This window comes from Paraburkholderia tagetis, assembly GCF_022213065.1.
In the GTDB taxonomy this organism is placed as follows: domain Bacteria; phylum Pseudomonadota; class Gammaproteobacteria; order Burkholderiales; family Burkholderiaceae; genus Paraburkholderia; species Paraburkholderia tagetis.
The window spans coordinates 63,461-89,408 of record NZ_JAKLJA010000017.1 but is presented as its reverse complement, the minus strand read 5'-3'; the positions used below and the strand labels follow the sequence as shown (position 1 = coordinate 89,408).

Below are 25,948 nucleotides of genomic sequence, written 5' to 3'. Positions count from 1 at the left end.
GATCGACCTGGGCGGCCCGACTCGGGCGGTCCTATCGGGGCGGCCCCATCCCTTCAACAAAAAGCAGCGCGACTTGCGACGCACGCGATGGTCCTACCTCATATCGATCCGCTCTATTCGCTTTCCGGCCTGCTGGTCGGGTTTCTGGTCGGCCTGACTGGCGTGGGCGGCGGCTCGCTGATGACCCCGATCCTCGTGTTGCTGTTCCACGTGCATCCGGCCACGGCGGTGGGCACCGACCTGCTCTACGCGGCGGCGACCAAGTCGGCGGGCACGCTCGTGCACGGGCTCAAGGGTTCGGTGGACTGGCGCGTGACCCTGCGCCTCGCGGCGGGCAGCGTGCCGGCCGCGACGATCACGCTGATCCTGCTGCACCGCTTCGGCATGGACACGCCGCGCGCGGGGCATCTGATCCAGGCAATACTGGGGGCGGCGCTGCTGGTCACCGCCGTCGCGCTGATCTTCCGGCCGCAGCTCGCCGCGTTCGCGGCGCGCCATCGCCACGGACCCAGCGAGGCGCGCACGCTGCTCTTCACGATCATCACCGGCGCCGTGCTGGGCGCGCTGGTGTCGCTCACCTCGGTGGGCGCTGGCGCGATCGGCGTGACCGTGCTGCTGCTGCTCTATCCGACCCTGCCGACGGTGCGCATCGTCGGCTCCGACGTGGCGCACGCCGTGCCGCTCACGCTGCTCGCGGGCGCGGGTCATTGGCTGCTCGGGTCGATCGACTGGTCGATGCTGCTTTCGCTGCTCTGCGGCTCGCTGCCCGGCATCGCGATTGGCAGCGCGCTCTCCACGCGCGCGCCCGAGAAGCTGCTGCGCGGCCTGCTCGCCACGACACTCACGATCGTGGGTGTGCGCCTCGTGCTCGCCTGAAAGGCGCGCAAACGCACCCGGGAGCCCCACGCCTTACCAGCGCAGACGCATTCAGACGCACGGCGCCCGCCTTGGGGACGCATCGCGCGGAGCGCACAAGGGCATCCCGGCATCCGCGCCGCGCGCATGCCGCGAAGCGAGATGCCGACCCGAACGTTCGCGCCGCTCAGGCGTGCGGCGCGCGGCTAAAGAAACGGCCGTTCAGATCGGTCTCGAACTGGCGCAGCCACTGACCGTGCGCGTCGATGCGGTACGCCTGCGCCCAAGCCCCGCGCCGCACGACCACGAACTCGCTGTGCTCGGGATCGTCGGGATCGGTTTCCCCATGCACATCGAAGTGAATCGGCGCAAAGCCGTGCCGCGCGCACGCCAGCTCGAACGCCGCCCTGTCGACGAGCGGCAAATCGGTGTAGGTGTGAATAATCATGGCATTTCCCCGCAATGAAGCCATGCGCGGCTTCGCAGCGTCCGCGCCACCACAAGGTATACCCCCAATCGCGGGAATGCTGTGTGTCAGCTCACATATTCGCGGCGCGCCGGTCGCCGGCGCCGCCCTTTCTGCAAAAAAACAGGCCCCGGCGACATATCGGGGCCTGTTTGCACGAGCCATGCCCGCAATTCGCGCCAATTGAGCGCCAATTGGGCGCCAGGCTGGCGCAGAACCGCGCGCAGAACGCGGGCTGAGCGTGGTTTACTGCTGCACGACTGTCAGCTTGTTCGTCACCGACTTCACGCCGGCCACGCCCTTCGCGACCTCGCCGGCCTTGTCGATCTGGTCCTGGCTCGGCACCGAGCCCGTGAGCGTGACCGCACCGCTGCGCGAGCGCACGGTGATGTTCGAGATATCAAGGCCCTGCGCCTTCGAGAGCGCCTTGCGCACCGAGTAGCCGAGCTTGCGGTCGACCTTCTTGCTGGAGGCCGGAGCCGCCGCCGTCGGGGCCGCTGCCGTCGCGGCGGCCGTGCCGCTCGCCGCCGAATTGTCCTGGGCATACACGCTGCAGGCGACCGTCACGCAGGCCACTGCAGTCAGCGTCTTCAGAAAAGCGACCGATTTCATGTTTTCTCCTTTTGCTTTCGCGTTGTTGCTTCGCTCGTTGCGAGGATAGACCGTCTTCCCCCGCCGACGGACGGACTGGCTCGCCGTCCGCCAGACCAGGTCTGACGGCTTCGTTACGACACCCACGGGCAGCGTGTGAGTGCGAGTGCAAGCGCGCGCTCGCATGCACGGACACTGCCATGGTCCGGACACGCTGCTGCGAGAGGCAGGGATGGATAAGGCACGCGCGGCACATGAATGACACCGCGCGACGGCAGCGGCGGCGCTTGGCGCTTGTCCGGGTTTGTCCCGGCTTGTCCCGGTTTGTCCGGCCGGTCTGCACGCGCCTGCATCGATTGCCTGATTACGCCGGGTAGTTGCCTGGTAGTTTGTTATGGACTGGACGGCCTGATGGTTCGTACTGCAGGTTCGTACCGCAGGCTCGTACCGCATGGCGCTCGCGCCATGGCGACCCACAATTTAGCCTGGGCGCGGCGCGAGTGCAAAGGGTTTAGGGGCGCGGGTTGCGCCACGGCAGCAGACATGCCGTCGCAACATCCAATCTCATGTAACATCGGCGGGCGTACCGGCGTGGGCGTACCGGCGTGGGCATGATCCCGGGCTCGAGCGCGGACACACCGCGCCGCGCAATCTTTCCCCGAACCTCCCGAGGCCCGCCTTTTCCCAACAATGAAGTTCCGCACCGGCCGCAAATCTCCTCCCCGTCTCGTCGCGCGCTTCGTGGCAATTTCATGGCGCGATCTGGCCGTCTCGTTCGGCCCCATCCTGCTCATCAGCGCCGCCGCGATCTGGCTGGCCGTGCGCCTGATCCAGCCCGCGCCGCCCAGCACGCTCACCATGAGCGCGGGCCCCAAGGGCAGCACGTTCTGGAACGCCGCGCAGAAGTACAAGACGATCCTCGCGCACAACAACATCACCGTGAACGTGCTCGAATCGGAAGGCTCGGCGCAGAACCTCCAGCGTCTGTCCGACCCGGCCTCGCACGTGGACGTCGCGTTCGTCCAGGACGGACTCGCGAGCAAACCGCCCGAGGGCCTCGTCTCGCTCGGCAGCGTGGCCTATGTGCCCCTCGCGGTGTTCTATCACGGGCCGCCCGTGGGGCTGCTCTCGGAGTTCGAAGGCGAGCGCATCGCCATCGGCGCCGAAGGCAGTGGCACGCGCGAACTCGCGCTCACGCTGCTCAAGGCCAACGGCATCGAGCCGGGCGGCAAGACCAAACTGCTGCCGCTCTCCGGCGAGGACGCCGCGCGCGCGCTCGTCGCGGGCAAGATCGACGTGGCCTTTCTCGCGGGCGACTCCGCGCAGCCGCCGGTCATGGGGCGCCTGATGCGCATGCCGGGCGTGCGTTTCTTCGACTTCGCCCAGGCCGATGCCTACGCGCGGCGCTACCCGTACCTCACGGCGATCACGATCCCGATGGGCGCGTTCGATTTCGGGCGCAATCTGCCCGCGGCGCCGCTGCACTTCATCGCGCCCACGGCGGAGCTGGTTGCGCGCGACTCGCTCCATCCGGCGCTCTCCGACCTCCTGATCGAAGCGGCCAGGCAAGTGCACGGCCGCTCGACGCTCCTTCAACACGCGGGCGAATTCCCGGCGCCGCGCGCGCAGGACTTCCCGATCAGCGACGACGCCGCGCGCTACTACAAGTCGGGCAAGGGCTTCCTGTACCGCGTGCTGCCGTTCTGGCTCGCGAGTCTCGCCGACCGCCTCATCGTCGTGCTGGTGCCGATCGTCGTGGTGCTGATTCCGGGCCTGCGGCTCGTGCCGAGCCTCTATGCATGGCGGGTAAAATCGCGCATCTACCGCTGGTACGGCGCGCTCATCGCGCTCGAGCGCGCCGCGAACGCCGACAACTCGTCCGCCGAGCGGCGCTCGCTGACGCGCCAGCTCGACAAGATCGAGGAGTCGGTGAACGGCATGAAGATGCCGCTTGCCTACGCGGGCCAGTTCTACGTGCTGCGCGAGCATATCGGCTTCGTGCGTGAGCGGCTGCTGGCCGTGCGCGAGCGGCTCTCGGCCATGGGCGACGACACCGACAACGGCGGCGCGGACCAGCAAGCCGGCGAGCGCGACGAAGGCCATGAAGGCGGCGCCGGCGGCAGCAGACGCGAAGACAACGGCGCAGGCGAACGCGACGAAGGCAGCGCGGGCAGCAAGCCGGGCGCAAGCGCCGATGCACCGCACGACACGCGGCGCACGTAGTGCAAGTAGCCGCGCGCGCCAGCCACCCGCAGCACGCACGCGAAAAAAAGCAGCACGCAGCAGCCAATTCGATCGATACTCGCGATCAATACTCGAACAATGGGCCGCCGATGCGGTCCAGCAGAAGTCCATCCCGGAGGAACAGCATGATCAGCGGCATCGACGCCAACCGGCCAGCCTGGTTCTACGACTTCGTGTCGCCGTTCTCGTACCTGCTACTGGAGCAATACGACAAATGGCCGGGCTTCGACTTCGCGCCCACACCGGTGCTGCTGAGCGAACTGTACCGCCACTGGGGCACGCCGTTAGGCGCAACGATCCCGGCCAAGCGCATCTTCACGTACCGGCACGCGCTCTTTCGCGCCGAGCAACTCGGCATTCCGTTCAAGATGCCGCCCGTGCATCCGTTCGACTCGGTCAAGCCGATGCTGCTCGCCATCGCCGCCGGCGGCGAGTTTGCGTGCGTGCGCGAGATCTTCCGCTTCATCTGGCGCGAGGGACGCGATCCGTCGAGCGACGAGGGCTTCGAGCAACTCTGCGAGCGCGTGGGCATCGCGCACGGCGAAGCGATGATCGAGCAGGAATCGGTGCGCGCGCAACTACGCCGCAACACCAACGACGCCATCACGATGGGCGTGTTCGGCGTGCCCACCTTCTGGATGAACAAGCAGCTCTTCTGGGGCGAGGACACGCTGCCCATGGTGCTCTACTGCGCGCGCACGCCGAACTGGCTAGACTCGCGCGAGGTGAAGCGCATCAGCTCGCTGCCTTCGGGGCTCGCAAAGCAGGAAACGGTGTAGAACGCGCCGTGCGCAATAGGGCCGCGCGGCACTGAAGCACTGACGCACTGAAGCACTGCGCACGCGCGGACCTGCCCTGCTGATGCCGGTCATACCAGGCGCCCTATGGCGGCTGCGCACGCAGCAGAATATCGTTATGGATCAAGCCGCGCGCGAGCGGTGCACCCAAAGGCGCACCCCCAAGCGCACCAAAAAGCGCACCAAAAGCGCGCGGCACCACTCCCCACGCTTTTTCGCCTTGCCATGGACGACACTGCTCTTTCTCTCGATATCTGGCTCGTGCGCGTGCTGCGCACGTTGCTGATCGAGCGCAGCGTCACGCAGGCTGCGCTACGGCTGAATCAAACGCAGCCGGCAATCAGCACGGCACTGCGGCGGCTGCGCGAGATCCTCGGCGACCCCATCCTCGTGCGCGGCAAAGCGGGCATGGTGCCGACCGAATACGGCGAGTCACTGCTGCAGCACGCACAACGCGTGCTGCGCGATGTCGATTTCGTGGCCACGCCTCACGGCGACTTCGATCCGGGGCGCTCGAAGCGCACCTTCCGCGTGGCCGCGCCCGACTATCTCAACGACTTCTTCATGCCGACGCTGATCTCGTGCTTTCGCGAAACGGCGCCTTCGGCGCGTCTGGAGATCCTCTCGCTGTCGCCCACGCTCGATCATCACGCCACGCTGGAAGCGGGCGAGCTCGATATCGTGATCGGCAACTGGCCGAAGCCCGATCCGCACTTCGCGCGCAGCGACCTGTTCACGGACAAGATCGTCTGCATGATGCGCGCCGATCATCCGCTCGCCCGCGCGCCGCTCACGCGCGACACGTATCTCGCGGCGGCGCATCTCGCACCCACGCCCTATACCGGCGCAAACGCGAGCGCCATCGACCTGGGCTTCGCGAAAGCACGCGCGCAACGACGCATCGTCGCGACGCTGCCCTACTTCGGGCTCGCGCCTCAGGTGCTGCTGCAATCGGACCTGATCTTCACGACCACGCGCCGCTTTGCGACGCATTACGCGCGGCTCCTGCCCATCGCCGTGGTCGAGCCGCCGTTCGCGTTTCCGCGTATTCGCTGCTACCAGATGTGGCATCCGCAGCCCGACCGGCCGAGCGATATCGACTGGCTGCGCGGACTGATCGACAAGGTCTCGGCCGTGCTCACCGAGCCTGCGAGGAAGAGCAAATCGCGCTAGACCCACGCGCAAGATGCACTCAATGCGCGGCTCCGCCCCCACTGCGCCGCAAGCAAAATCCGCAAACAAAAAAAAGCACCCCAAGCGCTGGATGACTTCCAGCGCCTGGGGTGCAGCTCACGGCAGAAACCGAATTTTTCTCGCCCACCATCGCACCGATCGCACTAATCGCACCATCGGGTGAGCGCTCGACCTCAAACTCGCGCGAACATCGGCGCGCTCGCCGCACGGTTCGTCGCGGCGAGCGGCACGCGCATCTGCATGAGCTGCGCGGCCACGGCGACCGCAATCGAAGATGGCGCCTTGTCGACGATGCCCGTCACGCCGATCGGGCAAGTCATCTCGCTCATGCGCCCGGCCGCCACGCCGCGCTCGACGAGACGGCGCTCGAACTTCACGCGCTTGGTCTTCGAGCCGATCAACCCGAACCACGCGAAATGGCCCCGCTGCATGATGCGCAGAGAAAGGTCGAAATCGAGCGCGTGATTGTGCGTCATCACGATGAAGTACGCGCCCGGCGGCGCCTCGTCGACGATCGCGGCCGGCGTATCGGTCGCCTCGATCTGCACGTTGAGCGGCACTTCGTCGGGGAACAGCTCGTCGCGTTCGTCCACCCACTGCACGACGCACGGCAGCATGCCGAGCAGTTTCACGAGCGCATGCCCCACGTGTCCCGCGCCGAACAGCACGACGTGCATCGGCCCATAGTGCGGCACCGGCGTGCCGCGCCGCCCGATCACGACGCGCCCCGCGGCGTCGATCCGTTCGCAATGGTTCGTGCTTTTATTCGTACCGCTGATCATCTGACGAGACTCCTTCGAAGCTTCGCGCTCAATCACACTCAATCGCACTCAGTTGCGGCTCAATCACGCTCAACCGCGCGCCATGGTCCGCACCGCACGCACGCCCTTCAAGATTTCCTCGGCGGTCGCGGGCGCATTCATCGGCGGATTGAAGCGGTAGTCGCCCACGCTCGCCACGGCGTCGCGAATCGCGAAGAACACCGAGAACGGCAGGAGCAGCGGCGGCTCGCCCACGGCCTTCGAGCGATGAATGCTGTTCTCCACATTGCTGTTCTTGAACAGGTTCACGTTGAACTCGATGGGCGTGTCGTTCACGGTCGGGATCTTGTAGGTGGACGGCGCGTGCGTCATGAGCTTGCCGTCCGGCTTCCACCACAGTTCCTCGGTCGTGAGCCAGCCCATGCCCTGAATAAAGCCGCCTTCCACCTGCCCGACGTCGAGCGCCGGATTGAGCGAGTCGCCTGCGTCGTACAGCGCATCGGCGCGCAGCACGCGCATTTCGCCCGTGAGCGTATCGATCACGACCTCGGAAACCGCCGCACCATATGCGTAATAGTAGAACGGCCGGCCGCGCAGCGTCTTCTGGTCCCAGTACAGCTTGGGCGTCGCGTAGAAACCATCCGACCACAGTTGCACGCGCGCGAGATAGGCCTTCGCGACGAGTTCCTCGAACGGCACGATCGCGTCGCCGACGATCACGCTGTCGTTGGCGAAGCGCACGTCGGCTGCGTTGACGCGGCCCTCGCCCCACGTCGTGGCCGCGAGCGCGGCAAGACGCTCGCGCAACTGGCGCGCCGCATCCTGCGCGGCCTTGCCGTTGAGGTCGGTGCCCGTCGATGCGGCGGTGGCCGAGGTGTTGGCGACCTTGCTGGTGTCGGTGGCGGTCACGCGCACGCGGCCGAACTCGATGCCGAGCTCGTGCGCCACGACCTGCGCGACCTTGGTGTTCAGGCCCTGGCCCATTTCCGTGCCGCCGTGGTTCACGAGCACGGAACCGTCGGTGTAGATATGGACCAGCGCGCCCGCCTGGTTGAAGTGCGTGACGTTGAACGCGATGCCGAACTTGACCGGCGTGAGCGCGATGCCCTTCTTGAGCACTTCGTTGTTGGCGTTGAATTCGCGGATCGCGGCGCGGCGCGCGCGATAGCCGCTCGTTTGCGCGAGTTCGTCGATGATCTCGTGAATGACGTTGTCTTCGAGCGCCTGGCCGTAGGGCGTCTCGTTGTTTGCCGTCTTGCCGTAGAGGTTGCGACGGCGCACGTCGAGCGAATCGACGCCGAGCGAGCGCGCGACGTCGTCCATGATGTATTCGATCGCGAACGCGCCCTGCGGGCCGCCGAAGCCGCGGAACGCGGTGTTCGACTGCGTGTTGGTCTTGCCGCAGTAGCCCGCGATGGAAACGTCGGGCAGCCAGTAGGCGTTGTCGAAGTGGCAGACGGCGCGCGTCATCACCGGACCGGAGAGGTCGGCGGAGAAGCCGCAGCGCGAGGTCATGTCGACCGAAATACCTTCGATCGTGCCCTCATCGTCGTAGCCCACTTCATACGTATAGTGGAAATCGTGGCGCTTGCCCGTGACCATCATGTCGTCGTCGCGATCCGGACGCAGCTTCACGGGGCACAGCAGCTTCCACGCGGCGAGCGCCGCGCAGCACGCGAACAGGCCCGATTGCGATTCCTTGCCGCCGAAGCCGCCGCCCATGCGCCTGCATTCCACCAGCACGTTGTGCGAGTGCACGCCAAGCACGTGCGCCACCAGATGCTGCATTTCGCTCGGGTGCTGCGTCGAGCACCAGACGTGCATGCCGTCGTCGTCCTTCGGCACCGCGTAGGCGATCTGCCCCTCCAGATAGAACTGCTCCTGGCCGCCCAGCAGCATTTCGCCTTCATGGCGGTGCGCGGCGCGCGCGGCACGCGTTGACGCGTCGCCGCGTGCGAGCTTCATCGGCGGCAGCACGTATTGCTCGGCGGCGCGCGCCTGCTGCGCGGTGAGCACGGCGGGCAGTTCTTCGTATTGCACTTCGGCGCGGCGCGCGGCCTGGCGTGCGATGTCGTGCGAGGTCGCCACGACGATGAACATCGGCTGGCCCACGTACTGCACGACACCGTCGGCGAGAACCGGGTCGTCGTGGATGATCGGACCGCAGTCGTTCACGCCGGGAATGTCGCCGGCCGTGAGCACGGCCACGACGCCCGGCGTCGCGCCGACCTTGGCAAGATCCATCGAGACGATGCGCGCGTGCGCCTTCTGCGAGAGGCCGAGCGCCGCGTGCAGCGTGCCCGCCACGAGCGGAATGTCGTCGGTGTAGGTGGCGCGCCCGCTCACGTGCAGGTGCGCCGATTCATGCGCACGCGAGACGTGCACCTGCGCGAAATCTTCACGCGCCTTCGCTTCTTCCAGGAACGGTTCGGCTTGCTGGTTCATTGTTTCGATCTCCGTATAGTGTCCGCTTGGTCCGCTTCCTGGTTTAGCAAGCCGCGCTGTGCGCAGATTCGGCCGCAACTGCGCGCACATTGATCGCCTGCGCGGCGAGCGGGTTGTGCGGCCGCGTTTCGAGCCAGAAGCGATATAGCGTGTTCTTCGCGGCTTCGAGGCGGTAGTCGCTCGTCGCGCGCATGTCGGAGAGCGGCGCGTAGTCGTGGCCGAGCGCGAGCATGGCCGCCTGCGCCGTGGCTTCGTGCCATTGCGCACCGGCGAGCACGCCCTCGGCGTGAGTCGCGCGCCTGGGCGTCGCGGCCATGCCGCCGAACGCGATGCGCGGCTCGCGAATCGTGTCGCCATCGGCGATGAACGAGTACGCCGCGCACACCGCCGAAATATCGGAGTCGAAGCGCTTCGAGACCTTATAGGTGCGGAACTTCAGGTTCGCACGCGCGCCAGTGCGGGTCGGCACCTTCAGCGCCAGCACGAACTCGTGCTCGGCCATATCCTTCTTCTGGTACGCCAGATAGAGGTCTTCGAGCGCCATCTCGCGCACCGTGTCGCCGCCGCGCAGCACCACGCGCGCGCCCAGTGCGATCAGGCCCGGCATCGAGTCGCCAATCGGCGAGCCGTTCGCGACGTTGCCGCCGATCGTGCCCGCGTTGCGGATCGGCAGCGACGCAAAGCGCTGCCACATCTCTTCGAGTTCCGGATAGTGCTTCGCGAGTTCGGCATAACCACGCTCGACGCTCACGCCCGCGCCGATCTCGATCCACGCGTCGCTCACGTCGATCCGGCTCATCGACTCGACCTGACCGACATAGACGATATCGCCCAGGTCGCGCATCTGCTTGGTGACCCACAGGCCGATGTCGGTGCTGCCCGCGAGAATGCGCGTGTTGGGGCGCGCGGCCTTGATCGCGGCGAACGCGTCGACGGTGCGCGGCGCGTCGTATTGCTGGCCCTTGTGCTCGTAGTGGAACGTCTCGCCGCGCTCGAGCGTGGCGAGCGTGCGCGAGAGCGCCTTCACGTCGATGGGCGCCTTCGGCGCATCGGCCTTGAACATCTGCTCGGCGGCATCGAGGATCGGACGATAGCCCGTGCAGCGGCACAGGTTGCCGGTCAGCGCGTTGGCGATCTGGTCGCGCGAAGGCACGCTGCAAGACCCACTGCGAGCGGCCTTGCCAGAGCAGCCCTGGCCTGCTTGGCCGGCATGCCCGGCGTGCTCATGACCGTGCTTTTCGTAGAGCGCCCACATCGACATGACAAAACCGGGCGTGCAGAAGCCGCATTGCGAGCCGTGGCAGTCCACCATGGCCTGCTGCACCGGGTGCAGCGAGCCGTCGGGCTGGCGCAGGTCTTCGACCGTGAAGAGCGCCTTGCCGTCGAGCGTGGGCAGGAACTGGATGCAGGCATTGACGGCCTTGAAGCTCACGCCGCCTTCGGCCGTGCGCTCGCCGACGACGACCGTGCACGCGCCGCAGTCGCCTTCGGCACAGCCCTCCTTGGTGCCCGTGCAATGCGCGTCTTCGCGCAGATACTGGAGGACGGTACGGGTGACGTTTGCGTCGCTGACTTCACGGATCGCGTTACGGTGATAAAAGCGGATCGGCTGACTCATGGTTTTTCGTCTCGTCGTGTTCTGCGGCTCGCTGGACGGCCCCGAGTGGGGGTGCGTTCGCCGCGCTTCTGTGGACGGTTCGAAAATTAACACTGCCAATATCACGAACCCATAGGCAGAGGTACATGGGGGTTATATCGTTGCCGCGATAAATCACCGGGCTGTGCTCGCGCTGCACTTATATGCCCGGGGAATGGCCGAATCACGCGATTTTGCGTGAAACCAGCTCAAATCGGCCACAAAATGGCTGAAAAACCCCACCACCGCCCTCCCGGGGACTTTTCAACATCAGCGGAAGAACCGGTTCCATGGGACAATCACGCCTTTCCCGCCGTTAGCCATCCGCATTTTCCCCATGTCCGCCGAGTCAGCGCCCGCGCACCACGCCGCATCGACGACCTTGCAAATCATCCCGGTCGTCTTTTTCACCTTCCTCTGCTACCTGACCATCGGCATTCCGCTCGCCGTCTTGCCGGGCTATGTACACAACGACCTTGGCTTCAGCACGATCGTGGCCGGCGGGGCGATCAGCGTGCAGTACATCGCGACGCTCTGCTCGCGGGCGCTGGCCGGGCGCTCGGCCGATACGCTCGGCCCCAAGAAGACCGTCACGATCGGCCTGACGATCTGCGGCGCGAGCGGCGTGCTGCTGCTGCTCGCGACGCTCGTCGATCACTGGCCGGGCCTCTCGCTCGCGCTGCTGGTCGTGAGCCGGCTGCTGCTCGGCTGCGGGGAAAGCCTGTGCGGCACGGGCGCGATCCTCTGGGGCATCGGCCGCGTGGGCACGGCGCACAACGCGAAGGTGATCTCGTGGAACGGCATCGCCACCTATGGCGCGCTCGCCATCGGCGCGCCGCTCGGTGTGGAAATGGCGCATTACCTCGGCTTCTGGTCGCTCGGCGTTTCGGTGATCGGGCTCGCCGCGCTCGGCTTCTGGCTCGCGCGCCCGATCGCGCCGGTGCCGGTCGTGCACGGCGAGCGCATGTCGTACCGCAGCGTGTTCACGCGCGTGCTGCCACATGGCCTGGGCCTCGCGCTGGGCTCGGCGGGCTTCGGCTCGATCGCCACCTTCATCACGCTCTTCTATGCGGCGCGCCAGTGGCCCAACGCGGCCTTCTCGCTCACGGTGTTCGGGCTGATGTTCATCGGCGCGCGCCTGTTGTTCGCGAACACGATCAAGAAGTTCGGCGGATTCCGCGTGGCGATTGCATCGTTCTCGTGCGAATGCGCGGGTCTGTTGCTGCTGTGGCTCGCGCCCACGCCGCACGTCGCGCTGCTGGGCGCGGCGCTCACGGGCTTTGGCTTCGCGCTGGTGTTCCCCGCGCTGGGCGTGGAGGCGGTCGGTCTCGTGCCCGCGGCAAGCCGTGGGGCGGCACTGTCGGCCTACTCGGTGTTTCTCGACCTCTCGCTCGGCATTACCGGGCCGCTCGCGGGCTATGTGGCGAATCTGTTCGGTTATGGGTCGGTGTTTATGTTCGCTGCCATCGCGGCCGCCGCAGGCGTGGCGCTTTCGGTCTCGCTGCATCGCAAGAGTGTGCGGCAGGCCGCGCACGGCGGCGACACACCGAACACCCAATAAGCGCTGCCCCCGAACAGGCATTCCAATATTTCTTGATCCAGCACGACGGTGCTCCCGTTGTCGCCTGGCAGTAAATCTCCGTCAAAACTCTCCCGCCGCAGCCCGCTTTATAATATGCATTCCTGATTTTATGCAAACACAGGCGACGACACCCGATATGTCAGCGGCCAAAAAATAGATGGCGAGTTTCCGCCCGGATAAGTCCGCTGGCTTTCGAACTAGTGAGATCAAATCATGGTAATCAATTTCTTCGCTGGCGCTCCCATCACAGTCGGCGCCTCGTTATCGCATGGCGGAGAAGTACTGGAAGGCAACGTCGGCGTGGCTATTGCCGGACATCCGGTTGCCACGAAGGGAGCCAGATGCCAGTGCGACCTGCATGGCGCGACCATCATTAAAACAGCCTCTGGAAGGGTGATGGTCAACGGCGGCGGACCCGTTGCGATAACCGGAGACGTGACCGATTGTGGTGCGTATTTGACTGCACTGGAAGACGTAGGCAGGAAAAATCAGGAGATGCAAGACTACAGTAATGGGATGCAAAAATACTCAACTTATAACTCCATGAGCCCTGCAGGGCAGTCCCATGTAAATGGGAGCACCTTGAATTACAACGGACACAGTTACGTATTTACTTCCAGTTATCACGCAAACGGCTTACCAACCTTTGTGAACGACGCCGGTGCCGTCATCACCATGAACGTCGACATCCGACTTTTCATGATTTTGTTCGGCATGCTGCCCATATCGGCGCCGACACTCACAGGGTCTTGAGATTGGTCAGTGGTGCCACGGTGACCAGCGTCGCTGCGGCCGCAACGCTCACATTCACGCCGGTGATCGTCACCGTGCCGCCGCTGTCCATCACGATGCTGGATGCTCCGCAGATGAAGCTCATCTGCGCGGCAGCGGTGATCGAGACGTTGGCGCTTGCCGAAAGGCTTTGAGTGCCATTGACGGCCACGGCTTGACCGCCGTTGACCGTCAGCGTGTGTCCCCCGTTGATGGTGGTCTGCTGCGCGCCATTCACGACATGCTGCTCCGCGCCCTGCACATTGATTACCCGCACGCCGCCGATATTCGTCGTGTCGTTGGCAGCCGTGGAGCGCGTGCGATTGGCCTCGACTGCATGCACTTCGTCGCGCTCGACCTCGGTCAGTAAATCCCGCTGCGCGTGAATCCAGAGTTGCTCGCAACCTGCCTGATCCTCGAAGCGGATCGCATTGGCCATCTCATACTGGCCGCCCGGCGTCGAACGTGTCAGGATCCCGCTCTGCGTGGCGTTGCGTGGCAACGGCCAAGGGGTCATGTTGGCCGCGTTATACACGCAGCCAATGACGATCGGCCTGTCGGGATCCCCGTTTTCGAAGTCGACGACCACTTCGGAGCCAATGCGAGGAATCGCGACGCTGCCGTACCGGCCAGCGGCCCAGGGAAACGCCACCCGGACCCAGCACGACGAGTTGTCGTCGCGCTCAGGGGCACGGTCCCAATGAAACTTGATTTTTACGCGCCCATACTGGTCCGTCCAGATCTCCTGGCCGGCCGGCCCCGTGACGATCGCTGTTTGCGGGCCCGTCGTCTTTGGCCTGGGCACATCGCGCTGTGGCCGGAACGGCATGCCCGACGGCTGCACGACGAACGAGCAGGCCACATTGCAGTGGCCGGTGCCTGACGCACCAGCAGTGGCGCGCGCCTCGAACGACGCTTCGGTCACGAGGTATTCGCGATTGGCACGCGTGTGCGGATGGTGTTCGAGTGCGAACGTCGTGCCGCATACGATGCTGCGCATCGGGCCACTACCGTGGTGACGTTCGTTGCGCGCGAGAATTTCCTGCATGCGCACTTCGGCGAACCGATGTCCTTGCTCCGCATCCGCGTGGTCGCCCGGCCAGACGTATTGCTGCAGTGGATCGCGGTCGTGGCCGTCGGCCGCTTTGGCCTCCACGCCAAGCGACGCATGCGGGGTCTCGAAGTTGAAATCCCCTGAAGCCCAACGCGCCGCATGGAGACGGCCGCTCACATGAAACGCATTGACGTATTCCTGATGGGTCGAGCTTGCGTCGGGATGATAAGGCAGTTTGCCGCCCCGGACGAACGGCGACGGATGGTGCGCACTGGGTGCGTCCGCGAGCACCAGCAGATGTGTATCGTTCGCGTGCTCGAAAAACCAGTAGATGCCATATTCCTGCGTGAGTCGCTGCACGAATGCAAAATCTGTCTCGCCGTACTGCACTTGATAGACGAGCTCCGGGTAACGCGCGGCGAGCCGCAACTGGCAGGGCCATCCATAACGTGAGAGCACACTGCGGACGATCTCCACGACAGTCTGCCGCTGAAAAATGCGGTAGTCCGTGCGATGCTCCGCGAAATGGAGCCATGGCCGGATGACAAGCCGGTAACGGCAATATCTGTCGCCAGCGCCCTGAAAGCTTGCTTCGGTGATGACCCCGCTAACCTGGCGTACGGCTCGCGGACCGACGCCGTCGGACGTCAACGCATCGATCCCGATCAAGACGGTCAACTCGTTGCCGATCATGCGTGCGAGATCGAGATTGGCAAGCTCGTCGAACTGCTCTGGGTAGTTCGGCGTAACGCAATCGAGCGTATATCTGAACGGACACGAAAGCGCTTCTGTGCCTTCAATGCTGATCAAGCGCAACGCAGGCTCACCGTTCGACAGCGTGGGCAGCACCTGGCCGCGCATCTCGATTACGTACTGTGGACAGGACTCGGCAGGATCGGTCATGAGGCCCCCGATTGGGTGGGCCACAAGACTATCGCGCTCGCATCGTCAGGGCCTTATCGCGGAACAAACACTCTCCACTTCGACGACAGCGCGACAAATGGCTTGCCGCGCCCATGCCCCCGCCGCCCCAATGTCATGCCCCTGCAAATAAAAGCCGCACCCTGCGCCCATGCACAGGGTGCGGCTCATCCCGCTCGCGGCGGCGTCCGTTGCGCCGCCGGGCCTTTTTACTTCTTCACGGCAGCCGGATCGAGCCTCTTGCCCGTTTCCTCGTTATAGCGCTGCACGTACTCCTCGCTGAGCTTGCGCATCGCGCGGCCGATCTTGCGGTAATCGGCTTCGTTCAGATTCGCGAGCGACACGCGCCCCGACGGATGCGGCGTGCCGAAGCCCTTGCCCGGCAGCAGCACGACGCGCGCCTCGGCCGCGAGGCGGAACAGCAGTTCGTTCGGCTGGACCTGCTTGAGCAGCCAATCGACGAATTCGCGGCCAAAGCGCTTCTCGCCCAGAAATTCCATGTCGATGATCGTGTAGTAGTCGACCTGGTTCGGGTCGCCCTCGTCGACGGCAATGCCCATTTCCTCGTAGAGCGCGCGCTTGCGGCTGCGAATCAGGCGCTTGAGCGCGTTCTTGTATGCGTCGGGCGTGTCCATGAGCGAGAACAGCGAGAACATCACCATCTGCACCTGCTGCGGCGTCGAGAGGCCCGCCGTGTGATTGAGCGCGACGGTACGGCTGTCGGCCACCAGACGGTCGATGAACTTGAGCTTCTCCGGCTCCGTCGTGATCGACTCGTAACGCTTGTGCAGTTCCTTCTTCTGCTCTTTCGGGAGCTTCGCGAGCGTCGCGTCCAGCACGTTGTCGTGATGCGTCGCGATCGCGCCCAGGCGCCAGCCCGTCGCGCCGAAGTATTTCGAGTAGGAGTACACGAGAATCGTGTTCTTCGGCGCGAGCGCGAACAGCGAGACGAAGTTGTCGGCGAAGGTGCCGTACACGTCGTCGGTGAGGATGATGAGGTCCGGGCGCGCCTTGACGATTTCGGCGATGTACTCGAGGCTTTCATCGTCGATCTTCACCGAAGGCGGATTGCTCGGGTTCACGAGGAAGAACGCCTTCACCTTCGGGTCGCGCAGCTTGTCGAGCTCCTTCTTCGAGTACTGCCAGTTGTTCTCCACGCCGGCGTTCAGATGCATGACGTTGAGCTGGTAGTCGTTGAGCTCGGGAATCTCGATGTACGGCGTGAAGATCGGCATGCCGAGCGCGATGGTGTCGCCCGCCTTGATCAGGAAGTTCTCGCGCATCGTGTTGAAGATGTACGTCATGGCCGCAGTGCCGCCTTCCACCGCGAACACGTCGAACTCGCCCACGAATGGATGCTTGCCGATCATCTCGCGGCGCAGATATTGCCCGACGATGATCTCCGAAAGCTTGAGCATGCGGTCCGGCACCGGGTAGTTGCAGGCGAGAATGCCTTCGCACATTTCGTAGAGGAAGTCACCCGCCGAAAGACCCAGTTGGTCGCGCACGTACGACACCGCGCCCGCGAGGAATTCAATGCCGGCCTCACCCTTGTTCTCGCGCACGAACAGATCGAAGCGCTCGACGATACCTTCACGCTGCGGGAACCCGCCCACGCCCTCGCGCATATAGGCGAACGAGCGCTCCGACTCGCGCATGGCGAAGAGGCCGAGCTGCCAGAAGCCGTGACGCGGAATCGTGGCGAGGAAGTTGGGATTGCCGCGGCCGGCGTTGAGCATCGAGAGGTTGGCCGGGCGCTCCGCCGCGCCGCCGCCGGCCGCCTTGATCAGCTCGTCCTTGAGCTCGAACGGGCTCAGTGCGTCGAGGCCTGCTTTGCCCTTCGTTTCGTTGCCTTTACCTTTTGCCATGATGCGCTCCGTTGGAAGACGTTGGGCGTGCCGCCGCTGCTTGCGCTTGACGCGTTGCGCCGGCGACGGCACGCGATTTCGACAAATCGTTTCGAGTTCACTTCATGCGAGACCGACCACGAGCGGCCCGAGCAGCGTGAGCAGCACGTTGGCGATCGCGTAGGTGATGGCGAACGGCACCGTTGGCACGGCGCTCTCGGCCTTGTCGAGAATGCCGCCGAATGCCGGGTTCGCACTGCGGGAGCCGGACAGTGCGCCCGCGAGAATCGCCGCGTTGTTGTACTTGAGGACGTAGCGGCCAAACAGCATCGTGAGAATGAGCGGCACGATCGTCACGACCACGCCGAGCAGGAAGATGGTGACGCCGCTCTGCTTGATCGTCACCACGGCCTGCAAGCCCGAGTTCAGCCCCACCACCGCGACGAACGCCGCAAGGCCGAAGTCCTTGAGCAACTGCGAAGCCGCCGGCGGCATCACGCCGTACATCGGGTGCTTGCCGCGCATCCAGCCGAACACCAGGCCCGCGAGCAGGCAGCCGCCGCCCGAGCCGAGCGTGAGCGGAATGCCGGCCACGTTCACGACGATCAGGCCGATGAGCAGACCCAGCACGAGGCCCACGCCCATATAGATGAAGTCGGTCTTGTTGCTGTAGGCGAGCTCGTAGCCGGCGGACTGCACGGCGCGCCTGGTGTCGGTGGCCGTGCCGTAGACGGTGATCACGTCGCCGTGCTCGAGCTTCGAGCCCGGCAGGACCGGCACCGGCTGCCCCGCGCGCTCGATCTTCTCGATATACACGCCGTGACGCAGATCGCGGTCGACGTTCTTGCGCACTTCGCCGATCGTCGTGTGGTTCATGCCCTTCTTCGTGAACACGACCTGGCGCGTCTGCATCACGAGGCTCATGCCGCCCGAGTCCGGCATTTCCGGGCCGATCAGCGTGCCCACTTCGACCATCTGCTCGCGGCGGCCGACGACGAGCACGAGGTCGTCGCGGCTCAGCACGAAGTCGGGCGTGGCGTCGACGAGCTTGCCCGCGCGGCGGATTTTCTCGATGGCGACGAGGTCCTTCTCGGCCACTTCGATCTGCTTGACCGTCTTGCCGGCCGCCGCTTCGACGCGAAACACGCGGCCGAACAGCTCGGGCAGCGCGGCGAGCTGGCCCGGCCCCGCCGCGGCGTTGCCACCCGCCATTTCGAGCTCGGCGTCCGTGGAGGCGTCCTTCAGGCTGCGGCCCATGAACTTCGGCAGGATGTTCACGCAGACGATGATCGCGCCAAGCGAACCGAACACGTAGGTCACGGCGTAGCCGATCGCGACGTCGGCCTGCATGGCCTTCACCTGGTCGGGCGGAAGACCGAGACGCGCGATGGCGTCGCCGGCCGTGCCGATAATCGCCGACTGCGTCATGCCGCCCGCGGCGAGACCCGCGGCGAGGCCCTTGTTGAGGTGAAAGAGCTTCGCGCAGACGAGCACGGTGGCAAGACCCGCGAGCGCCATGAACACGGCCATCGCAATCTCGCGCAGCGTCTTGCGGTTGAGCGAGTTGAAGAAGCCCGGCCCGGAGTCGTAGCCCACGGCATAGATGAACACGGCGAACATTACCGATTTCACGCCGTTATCGATCGTCACGCCCACCTGACTGATCACGACGGCGGCAAGCAGCGAGCCGCCTACGCCGCCTAGCTGGAACTTGCCGAAGTTGATCTGGCCGACCCAGTAACCGACGGCCAGGGAGAGAAACAAGGCGATTTCCGGGGATTTGTGAAAGATGTCATGCAGCCATTCCATCGTGCCCTCGCATGGTTAAAAGTCACTGCTTGCTGCCGTTGAAATTGGACGGCGGGTATCAGCCAGAACTCGGCCGAAATCAGCCGAATTTAGTGGCGAGCCCAACCACCACGGGCCCCATGAGCGGCAACAAAATATTCGACAGTGCATAGGTGATCGTGTAGCCGATCACCGGCGTCGAATTGCCGGTCACGCCAACGAGCGCACTGATCGCCGGCGTACTGCACTGCTGGCCTGCAATCGCGCCGAGCAGCATCGGCGCTTCGAGCTTGAGAAACAGGCGCCCGATCCAGAGCGAAAGGAGACCGGGAATCAGCACCATCAGGATGCCGGCGAGCGGCAGCGCGAAACCGTACTCGCGCACGAGCTTGATGGCGTCCGGTCCGGCCGAGAGCCCCACGGCCGCGATGAAGGTCGCGAGGCCGAAGTCCTTGAGCGCTTGCGCCGCCGCCGAGGGCAGCGAGCCGACCACGGGGAAATGCGAGCGCAGCCAGCCGAAGAAGAGGCCCGAGAGCAGGCACCCGCCGCCCGTGCCGAGCGCCAGCGCAACGCCGCCCACATGCACGCCGAGGCGGCCGATCATCATGCCTGCGAGCACGCCGAGGCCGAGGTAGACGAAGTCGGTCTTCTGGGTCTGCTGGATCACGTAGCCGAGGCGCTGCGCGCCGCGCGCGACGTCGGTGGGCGCGCCGACCAGCGTGAGCACGTCGCCGCGCCGCACCACCGTGCCGGGCAGCGCGGGCACCGTGGCATCCAGACGCGTGATCGCGCCCACGTAGATGCCGCGCCCCGCTTCGGGCGCGGCGCGCTCGCGCATCTGCGCGAGCGTGAGGCCGTCGGCTTCGCGACGCGTGAGCATCACGTCCACACGTTGCGCGAGCAACTTCACGAAGCCTTCGCCCGAGACTTCCGCACCCAGGCTGCCCGACGCCTCCACCACGGCCTCGCGGCGCCCGCCGATGAACACGATGTCGCCCGCTTGCAGCACGAGTTGCGCAGCGGTATCGATCTGGCGCTTGCCGCGCATGACCCGCTCGACCGTGACGTTGTTGCCGAAGCGCGCCTCGAATGCGCAGACCTGGGTGCCCACAGCCGGCCCCACCTCGAAGGCGCGCGCCTCGAGCAGCGGCAGCGCGAGCCGCTGGCCTTCGTCGAGCACGCCGTCACCGCCGAGCTTGCGAAACAGGCGCGCGGCCTCCTCGCGCAGGTTCACGCGCATGAGGAGCGGCGCGATCTGGCTCGTGAACAGCACGATGGTGATCAGGCCGAAGAGGTAGCTCACGCTATAGGCGGTCACCACGTGCGCCTGCAGCGTGCTCACCTGGGCCTCGGAAAGGCCGAGCTTCGCGATCGCCTCGGAGGCCGTGCCGATCACCGCCGACTCGGTGGCGGCGCCCGCCAGCAGGCCGGCTGCCGTGCCGGCGTCGAGTTTCATCAGCACGACGGCGATCATGATGAGCGTCATGACCGAGACGATCTCGATGATCGACAAAAGTCCATAGCGCCAGCCGCGCCCGATGTTCGCGAAGAACTGCGGGCCGCCCGTGAAGCCGAGCGCGAAGATGAACAGCGCGAAGGCGACGTTCTTGAGATCGGGCGAAATGCGCGCGCCGGTCTGGCCGAGTACGAGCGCGACGATCAGCGTGCCGCACACGCCGCCAAGCGAGATTGGCCCGAAACGCACGGAGCCGATCAAATAACCGAGCGCGAGACTCACGAACAGCGCAATCTCGGGCTGCGACTTCAGCAATTCGACGATCATGTCTGGCCTGCCGATTTACGTTTTAGTTTTCAGAAAAATGCATAAAAAAACATGCACGCCACATGCACGTCTTTATTCCCGTGCTTCGCAAGGTTTTGGCGCGAAGCACAAAAAACCCCGCCTGTCCGAATCAAGCTTATGTGAAATACGCCATGCGAAGCCGCAACCTGGCCATCAATGCATCGAAAACAAACGTTTTTAAACAGCAAAACCCCGAACGCAGGCCAGCCATTAATCCATCGCGGCGCGGCGCGGCCCGGTAACGCCATCGCGCATTGAATGGCACCGGTTGAACTATGCGATTGCCGCCGATTCCCACCGATCGACACAGGTTGGCACTTTTTACGTGTGTTTCATTGCCCAAAACCCTTGCTCTTTGGAATTGAATTCGCATACGTCAGTGAAATCCGGCGTCGCATGAGATAAATATTGCAATTCTGTAAGACTGTCAATATTATTTTCCCTCTAAAATCGCCACCGCAATCGCAATCGCAATCGCAATCGCAATCGCAACCGCAATCGCAACCACAACGTGTGACAGAAAGCGTGTCCCATTGCCTGGCGATATTGTCGTAATGGCGAATAAGACGCCCCTTTAACCCGGCAAATACAACCAGCATACGAGAGGCGAAATTCGATGAATCAGCTACACGCCATGCGCGTCTTCGTCGCGGTTGCGCAAGCGCAGAGCTTTCGCCGGGCCGCGCAACAACTCGACGTCTCGAATGCACTGGTCACCCGCGCGGTTGCCATGCTCGAAGCCCATCTGCATACCCGGCTCATCAACCGCACCACGCGCAATCTTTCGCTCACCGAAGCGGGCCTTCGCTATCTCGAGGGCTGCCGCAGCGTGCTCGAGGAGCTCGATCACCTCGAGAATGCCCTCGCGCACACCGAGCGCGAGCCGAGCGGCACGCTGCGCGTGGCCGCCGCCAGCACGCTGGCGCTCGTCACGCTCACGCCGCTCATCGACGGCTACCGGCGGCGCTATCCGCGCGTGAACGTGCGCCTCACGCTCGCCGAGCGGCAGATCGATCTCATCGAGGATGGGTTCGACGTGGGCATCGTCGCGGCCTCGCCCACGCGCGCCGGCCACAATGCCGAGATCGTCGAGCGGGCGCTCGGCATGGCAACGTTCGTGCCATGCGCATCGCCTGGCTGGCTCACCGAACATGGCGAACCGCGCACGCCCGCGCAACTCGCACGCCACGCGGCGGTGACGCTGCCGCCCGAGGAGCGCAGCGTCAGCTGGCAGTTCGCGAAGCTCGGCGAGCACGCGCAGCAGGTCACGCTGCGGCCCGCCTATGCAGTGAACAACATGCTGATGGTGCGGCACGCCGCGCTCGCGGGCATGGGCGTGGCGATCGTGCCCGAGTCGCTCGTCGCCGACGACTTCGCCGCCGGCGCGCTCGTGCGCCTGTTGCCCGAGTACAAGATCGACGACCCCGAGACCCACCTGGCGATCGTCTACCCGAACCGCCAGTATCTGCCTGCGAAAACGCTGCGCTTCGTCGATCACACCGTCGAGCATTTCCAGCATGTGGGCGACGCCTTCGGCAGAACGACAGCCACGCCGGCCACTACGCCGGCCACCGCGCCGGCCTCCGTGCACGAGGCCACATCACACGCTAGCGAGGCGGCATAGCGGTAACCCGGCATCGCGCTAACCCCTCGCGCAATGCCGGCTTCTGCGTTGCGCCCCGCCCGCTCTCGTCCAGTTCCACGGCACCGCATAGCTCGAGCAGCAGCGACGCTTCGCGCTCGTGCACTTCCACGGGCAGCCACATCGCGCCGGCCCATGCAAGATAGCGCGCACGATGCTGGCCGTTGCGAAACGCCACCACGCCCTCGTGCGCGAGGCCGAACCACCCCGCGAGCCCTGCCGCGCGCCGCTTCATGATCGTCACGTAGGGCATTTGCGGCACCCGCTCGTTGTGCGGATCGAGAAATTCGCGGATGCCGCGCACCTTGCCCAAATGCCAGTCGTCGACGGGCTTGAGCACGTAGTCGGTGTCGTCGCGGTTCGCGCAGACCAGCAGCTTGTGCAGATCGACGATCACCACTTCGTGACGCGTGCCGTCGGTCGCGAAGCTGCGTTTGAAGCGCACATGGTCGTAGGGGTGAGGTGCCGGCAACGGCACGATCCAGAGCGGTCCGCACGCGTGCTGTAGCGGTGATGGCAAGGTCGAAGGCATCTCGGTGGGCGTGGACGGGGACATCTGCAGCATGCGGAGGGCGCGTCTCTCGGAGTAGTGAAAAGCGGCCTAAGCTACGAGGGAATCGTGAATTTTTCGTGACCTATGCCACCTGAATGCGTACCACGAATGCGCATGCCGGCCGCGCGTGAGGAAAGGAGCCGATGGATAACGCAAAGCACGCAAACCTCATTCCCGCCGCGAGCACCGAGGCTACCGAGACCACCGAGATCTTTGGTAACCACGTGCGCATCGAAGCGCGCGCCCAGGTCGCGACCATCGTGCTCGAGCGGCCCGAGAGGCGCAACGCCATCGACCGTCCCGTGGCCGAGGCGCTGGCCGCCGCCTTCGCGCGCTTCGAAGCCAACCCGCAATGGCGCGTGGCCGTGCTGTTCGGCGCGGGCGGCACGTTTTGCGCAGGCGCCGACCTGGGTGCGCTCAACGACGACGCGCGGCGCAACGAAGTCCACGCCGACGGCAGCGGCCCGGGCCCGCTCGGCCCCACGCGCATGGCGCTCGCCAAGCCCGCCATCGCCGCCATCTCGGGATACGCCGTCGCCGGCGGCCTCGAACTCGCGCTCCTGTGCGATCTGCGCATCGTGGAAGAAGACGCCGTGCTCGGCGTGTTCTGCCGGCGCGTGGGCGTGCCGCTCATCGACGGCGGCACGGTGCGCCTGCCGCGCCTCATCGGCCTGTCGCGCGCGCTCGACCTGATTCTCACGGGGCGCGCGGTAAACGCGCAGGAAGCCCTCGCCTTCGGCCTCGCAAACCGCGTCGTGAAGCCCGGGACGGCGCGCGAGCAAGCGCAGGCGCTCGCGGCGCAACTCGCGGCATTCCCGCAGGCGGCCTTGCTCGCGGACCGCCGCTCGGCCTGGGAAAACAGCCCGCTGGCCGATCTCGCCGAAGCGTTGCGCCGCGAAGGCGCCGGCGGCTATCGCGCGGTCATGGACGAAGGGCTCGAACTCGCCGCGCGCTTCGCCGCGGGCGCGGGCCGCCATGGCGATGCGCTCGACGGTTGATTCTTGAAGGTCGCCGCGCGAGCCGCTAAATTTAAGTCTGGCAGCCGATTCGACCCACCGAGCGACTGCCTGCACCGCCCGCACTGCATGCACCGCGCGCGCCGTCAGGGTCGTCCACGCCATCTGCTGGACATTCCTTAGACGAGACGCCGTCGCGCACGGTCCATGATGTCGCATCGGGGGACCTTCCATGCCGACGGATCGAATCATCCGGTTCGCGGATTTCGAGCTCGACGTCGAGCGCTATCAGCTTCGGCGCGCGGGCGAAGAAGTGCGACTGGAACGGTTGCCGATGGATCTCCTTATCCTGCTCGCGTCCCGCAACGGCGAGTTGATCTCGCGCGCGGACATCGTCGAGCGGCTATGGCACGGCAATCCGTATCGCGATACGGAGAACGGCATCAACACCGCGATCCGCAAGATCCGCATCGCGCTCGCCGACGACCCGGCGCAGCCACGCCATCTCGTCACCGTGAAGGGCAAGGGCTACCGGCTCGACGGCGCGAGCTTCGCGAGCCAGGCTGCCGCCGCGGAGCCCAGCGGCGCGCACGACGCCGTGCGCGTGCTGGTGCTGCCGTTTGCAAACCTCACGGGCGAGGGGAAAGAGGAATATCTGTGCAGTGCGCTCGCCGACGAAATCTCGGCCACGCTCGGCGCGCTCGGCGCGGACCGTCTGCGCATGATCGCGCGCACGACCGCGGCGCGCTATCGCGATACGGCCAAGAGCATCGGCGAGATCGCACGCGAACTCAAGCTCGACTACGTGCTAGAAGGTTCGTTCTCGCGCGAGGCGCACCAGGTACGCATTCTCACGCGTCTGATTCGCTGCGCCGACGAAGTGCAGATCTGGAGCCGCGCTCACGAGCCGGTGGCACAGGGCGCCCTCGACATCCTCAAGGAGGCCGCCGCCGCGCTCGCGCAGGAGCTCGCCTCCACGCTCTCCGAACAGCAGCGCTCCTTGCTCGCGCGGCGGCTGCCCGTCGACCCTGCCGCACACGACGCCTATGTGCGCGGGCGTTACTTCTGGTATCGGCGCGTGCATTTCGATGCGGGATTCTGCGGCCAGCATGGCATCGACGGCGAAGACTTCGCCCGCAGCCGCGCCTATTTCGAAACGGCGCTCGAGCACGACCCGAACTACGCGCTGGGTTACGCGGGGCTCTCGAATTACTACGGGGCGTCGGTCGTGCACGGCCTGTTCGCGCCCGACGACGGCTGGCCCATCGCCCGCGCCCTCGCGCAAAGCGCACTGGAACTCGACCCCGATCTGCCCGAGGCGCATCACGCGCTCGCCGCGGTGCGCTACTTCTTCGACTGGGACTGGCCGCGCGCCGAGGCGGGCTTCAAGGAAGCGCTGCGGCGCAATCCCAGCTATCCGGAGGCGCACCGGCTCTACGCGCGGCTACTGCTCGCGGCGGGCCGCCATGCGGAAGGCCAGGCAGCGATGACGCGCGCCGAGAAAATCGATCCGCACGCGTTCCTGGGCTCGCGCGCCTTTGGGATGATCCTTGCGGGTCAGCACGCGCAAGTCGTCTGCGAATATCTCTCGCCGGGTCACATGGAGCATTCGCCGCTCGTGTACCAGGTGCTGGCGACGGCGTTCGAAGTGAAGAAGCTCTTTGCGCAGGCCGTGGACGCAACCTCGGAAGCGCTCGAACGCTGCAATCTGCACGCGCGCTCGGCGGCGATCCGCATGCATTGGGAAACGGGCGGCTACGACGCGGTGCTGCACTGGTATCTGGACGACCTGCTGGCGCGTCGGCGCCGGCAGTACACCTCGCCCTTGCTGATTGCCGAGGCCTATGCGCGGCTCGCGCAGCCCAATGAGATGTTCCAGTGGCTGGACGCGGCCCTCGCCGAACGTAGCTCGCGCCTGTGCGAACTGCGCATGAATCCCTGGTTCCAGCCGTATCGCGCGAGCGGACGCATGCGGCGCATCGAACAGCATATCGGCGACGGGCCGACGCACTGATGTATGCAAAGATGCTTGCGCGTGCCC

At 65.4% G+C, this 25,948-nt stretch carries 19 protein-coding genes; 9 read left to right on the top strand and 10 right to left on the bottom strand.

Going from position 1 to position 25,948, the window contains the following annotated elements; translation table 11 throughout:
* Nucleotides 1–87 precede the first annotated feature (87 nt).
* A complete protein-coding gene (locus tag L5014_RS20270; protein WP_238465531.1) occupies nt 88–876 on the top strand; it encodes a sulfite exporter TauE/SafE family protein in 789 nt (262 codons plus the stop codon).
* Between the two features lie 166 nt (nt 877–1,042).
* On the opposite strand, the gene L5014_RS20265 is transcribed toward L5014_RS20270, so the two are convergent.
* Together L5014_RS20265 and L5014_RS20260 are read right to left on the bottom strand one after the other, a co-directional pair.
* The gene (locus L5014_RS20265) at nt 1,043–1,303 is read right to left on the bottom strand and encodes a hypothetical protein (RefSeq protein WP_238465530.1); all 261 of its coding nucleotides are present in this window, start codon (nt 1,301–1,303) and stop codon (nt 1,043–1,045) included.
* 264 nt (nt 1,304–1,567) lie between these two features.
* Nucleotides 1,568–1,933, bottom strand: a complete 366-nt coding sequence (locus L5014_RS20260; RefSeq protein WP_238465529.1) for a BON domain-containing protein — start codon at nt 1,931–1,933, stop codon at nt 1,568–1,570.
* Nucleotides 1,934–2,602: 669 nt separating this feature from the next.
* Between L5014_RS20260 and L5014_RS20255 the strand changes: the two genes are divergently transcribed.
* The 3 genes from L5014_RS20255 to L5014_RS20245 all read left to right on the top strand — a co-directional run bounded on the left by L5014_RS20255 (nt 2,603) and on the right by L5014_RS20245 (nt 6,126).
* A complete protein-coding gene (locus tag L5014_RS20255; RefSeq protein ID WP_238465528.1) occupies nt 2,603–4,135 on the top strand; it encodes a TAXI family TRAP transporter solute-binding subunit in 1,533 nt (510 codons plus the stop codon).
* 146 nt (nt 4,136–4,281) lie between these two features.
* A complete protein-coding gene (locus tag L5014_RS20250) occupies nt 4,282–4,935 on the top strand; it encodes a 2-hydroxychromene-2-carboxylate isomerase (protein WP_238465527.1) in 654 nt (217 codons plus the stop codon).
* Nucleotides 4,936–5,178: 243 nt separating this feature from the next.
* Complete coding sequence (locus tag L5014_RS20245) at nt 5,179–6,126, top strand: LysR family transcriptional regulator (protein ID WP_238465526.1); 948 nt, start codon at nt 5,179–5,181, stop codon at nt 6,124–6,126.
* Nucleotides 6,127–6,320: 194 nt separating this feature from the next.
* On the opposite strand, the gene xdhC is transcribed toward L5014_RS20245, so the two are convergent.
* The 3 genes from xdhC to xdhA form a co-directional block, all read right to left on the bottom strand.
* Nucleotides 6,321–6,929 (bottom strand): xanthine dehydrogenase accessory protein XdhC, encoded by a 609-nt coding sequence (gene xdhC / locus L5014_RS20240; RefSeq protein ID WP_238465525.1) that lies wholly within the window; start codon nt 6,927–6,929, stop codon nt 6,321–6,323.
* Nucleotides 6,930–6,998: 69 nt separating this feature from the next.
* A complete protein-coding gene (xdhB, locus tag L5014_RS20235) occupies nt 6,999–9,353 on the bottom strand; it encodes a xanthine dehydrogenase molybdopterin binding subunit (RefSeq protein WP_238465524.1) in 2,355 nt (784 codons plus the stop codon).
* A 43-nt stretch (nt 9,354–9,396) separates the two neighbouring features.
* On the bottom strand, nt 9,397–10,971 hold the full coding sequence (gene xdhA / locus L5014_RS20230) for a xanthine dehydrogenase small subunit (RefSeq protein ID WP_238465523.1): 1,575 nt from the start codon (nt 10,969–10,971) through the stop codon (nt 9,397–9,399).
* 355 nt (nt 10,972–11,326) lie between these two features.
* Here xdhA and L5014_RS20225 point away from each other — a divergent pair, with 355 nt between their 5' ends.
* Nucleotides 11,327–12,550 (top strand): MFS transporter, encoded by a 1,224-nt coding sequence (locus L5014_RS20225; protein ID WP_238465522.1) that lies wholly within the window; start codon nt 11,327–11,329, stop codon nt 12,548–12,550.
* 234 nt (nt 12,551–12,784) lie between these two features.
* Nucleotides 12,785–13,324 carry a PAAR domain-containing protein gene (locus L5014_RS20220; protein ID WP_238465521.1) on the top strand — a complete coding sequence of 180 codons (540 nt, stop codon included), beginning with the start codon at nt 12,785–12,787 and terminating at the stop codon, nt 13,322–13,324.
* On the opposite strand, the gene L5014_RS20215 is transcribed toward L5014_RS20220, so the two are convergent.
* From L5014_RS20215 to aspT (L5014_RS20200), 4 genes are all read right to left on the bottom strand, one after another.
* On the bottom strand, nt 13,311–15,299 hold the full coding sequence (locus L5014_RS20215; protein WP_238465520.1) for a type VI secretion system Vgr family protein: 1,989 nt from the start codon (nt 15,297–15,299) through the stop codon (nt 13,311–13,313). The genes L5014_RS20220 and L5014_RS20215 overlap by 14 nt on opposite strands.
* 227 nt (nt 15,300–15,526) lie before the next feature.
* The gene (locus L5014_RS20210) at nt 15,527–17,185 is read right to left on the bottom strand and encodes a bifunctional aspartate transaminase/aspartate 4-decarboxylase (RefSeq protein ID WP_238465519.1); all 1,659 of its coding nucleotides are present in this window, start codon (nt 17,183–17,185) and stop codon (nt 15,527–15,529) included.
* Between the two features lie 102 nt (nt 17,186–17,287).
* Nucleotides 17,288–18,973: an aspartate-alanine antiporter gene (gene aspT, locus L5014_RS20205; protein ID WP_238465518.1), complete on the bottom strand. Its 1,686-nt coding sequence runs from the start codon at nt 18,971–18,973 to the stop codon at nt 17,288–17,290.
* 79 nt (nt 18,974–19,052) lie between these two features.
* Complete coding sequence (gene aspT / locus L5014_RS20200; RefSeq protein ID WP_238465517.1) at nt 19,053–20,735, bottom strand: aspartate-alanine antiporter; 1,683 nt, start codon at nt 20,733–20,735, stop codon at nt 19,053–19,055.
* Nucleotides 20,736–21,372: 637 nt separating this feature from the next.
* Between aspT (L5014_RS20200) and L5014_RS20195 the strand changes: the two genes are divergently transcribed.
* On the top strand, nt 21,373–22,380 hold the full coding sequence (locus L5014_RS20195; RefSeq protein WP_238465516.1) for a LysR family transcriptional regulator: 1,008 nt from the start codon (nt 21,373–21,375) through the stop codon (nt 22,378–22,380).
* Here L5014_RS20195 and L5014_RS20190 read toward each other — a convergent pair.
* The gene (locus tag L5014_RS20190; protein ID WP_420800104.1) at nt 22,364–22,963 is read right to left on the bottom strand and encodes a plasmid fertility inhibition factor family protein; all 600 of its coding nucleotides are present in this window, start codon (nt 22,961–22,963) and stop codon (nt 22,364–22,366) included. The genes L5014_RS20195 and L5014_RS20190 overlap by 17 nt on opposite strands.
* Nucleotides 22,964–23,094: 131 nt before the next feature.
* Here L5014_RS20190 and L5014_RS20185 point away from each other — a divergent pair, with 131 nt between their 5' ends.
* Nucleotides 23,095–23,949 (top strand): crotonase/enoyl-CoA hydratase family protein, encoded by an 855-nt coding sequence (locus L5014_RS20185; protein WP_238465515.1) that lies wholly within the window; start codon nt 23,095–23,097, stop codon nt 23,947–23,949.
* A 190-nt stretch (nt 23,950–24,139) separates the two neighbouring features.
* Nucleotides 24,140–25,921, top strand: coding sequence for a winged helix-turn-helix domain-containing protein (locus L5014_RS20180; RefSeq protein ID WP_238465514.1), 1,782 nt, complete (start codon nt 24,140–24,142; stop codon nt 25,919–25,921).
* The last annotated feature ends 27 nt before the right edge of the window (nt 25,922–25,948 follow it).

Excerpts from the sequence above, each read along its gene's own strand:
- L5014_RS20225 (WP_238465522.1), top strand. The coding sequence starts at position 11,327 with ATGTCCGCCGAGTCAGCGCCCGCGCACCACGCCGCATCGACGACCTTG.
- L5014_RS20180 (WP_238465514.1), top strand. The coding sequence starts at position 24,140 with ATGCCGACGGATCGAATCATCCGGTTCGCGGATTTCGAGCTCGACGTC.
- L5014_RS20265 (WP_238465530.1), bottom strand. The coding sequence starts at position 1,303 with ATGATTATTCACACCTACACCGATTTGCCGCTCGTCGACAGGGCGGCG.
- xdhB (WP_238465524.1), bottom strand. The coding sequence starts at position 9,353 with ATGAACCAGCAAGCCGAACCGTTCCTGGAAGAAGCGAAGGCGCGTGAA.
- aspT (WP_238465518.1), bottom strand. The coding sequence starts at position 18,973 with ATGGAATGGCTGCATGACATCTTTCACAAATCCCCGGAAATCGCCTTG.
- L5014_RS20215 (WP_238465520.1), bottom strand. The coding sequence starts at position 15,299 with ATGACCGATCCTGCCGAGTCCTGTCCACAGTACGTAATCGAGATGCGC.
- L5014_RS20245 (WP_238465526.1), top strand. The coding sequence starts at position 5,179 with ATGGACGACACTGCTCTTTCTCTCGATATCTGGCTCGTGCGCGTGCTG.
- L5014_RS20260 (WP_238465529.1), bottom strand. The coding sequence starts at position 1,933 with ATGAAATCGGTCGCTTTTCTGAAGACGCTGACTGCAGTGGCCTGCGTG.
- L5014_RS20190 (WP_420800104.1), bottom strand. The coding sequence starts at position 22,963 with ATGCTGCAGATGTCCCCGTCCACGCCCACCGAGATGCCTTCGACCTTG.
- L5014_RS20270 (WP_238465531.1), top strand. The coding sequence starts at position 88 with ATGGTCCTACCTCATATCGATCCGCTCTATTCGCTTTCCGGCCTGCTG.
- L5014_RS20210 (WP_238465519.1), bottom strand. The coding sequence starts at position 17,185 with ATGGCAAAAGGTAAAGGCAACGAAACGAAGGGCAAAGCAGGCCTCGAC.
- L5014_RS20250 (WP_238465527.1), top strand. The coding sequence starts at position 4,282 with ATGATCAGCGGCATCGACGCCAACCGGCCAGCCTGGTTCTACGACTTC.
- L5014_RS20220 (WP_238465521.1), top strand. The coding sequence starts at position 12,785 with ATGGTAATCAATTTCTTCGCTGGCGCTCCCATCACAGTCGGCGCCTCG.
- aspT (WP_238465517.1), bottom strand. The coding sequence starts at position 20,735 with ATGATCGTCGAATTGCTGAAGTCGCAGCCCGAGATTGCGCTGTTCGTG.
- L5014_RS20195 (WP_238465516.1), top strand. The coding sequence starts at position 21,373 with ATGAATCAGCTACACGCCATGCGCGTCTTCGTCGCGGTTGCGCAAGCG.
- L5014_RS20185 (WP_238465515.1), top strand. The coding sequence starts at position 23,095 with ATGGATAACGCAAAGCACGCAAACCTCATTCCCGCCGCGAGCACCGAG.
- xdhC (WP_238465525.1), bottom strand. The coding sequence starts at position 6,929 with ATGATCAGCGGTACGAATAAAAGCACGAACCATTGCGAACGGATCGAC.
- xdhA (WP_238465523.1), bottom strand. The coding sequence starts at position 10,971 with ATGAGTCAGCCGATCCGCTTTTATCACCGTAACGCGATCCGTGAAGTC.
- L5014_RS20255 (WP_238465528.1), top strand. The coding sequence starts at position 2,603 with ATGAAGTTCCGCACCGGCCGCAAATCTCCTCCCCGTCTCGTCGCGCGC.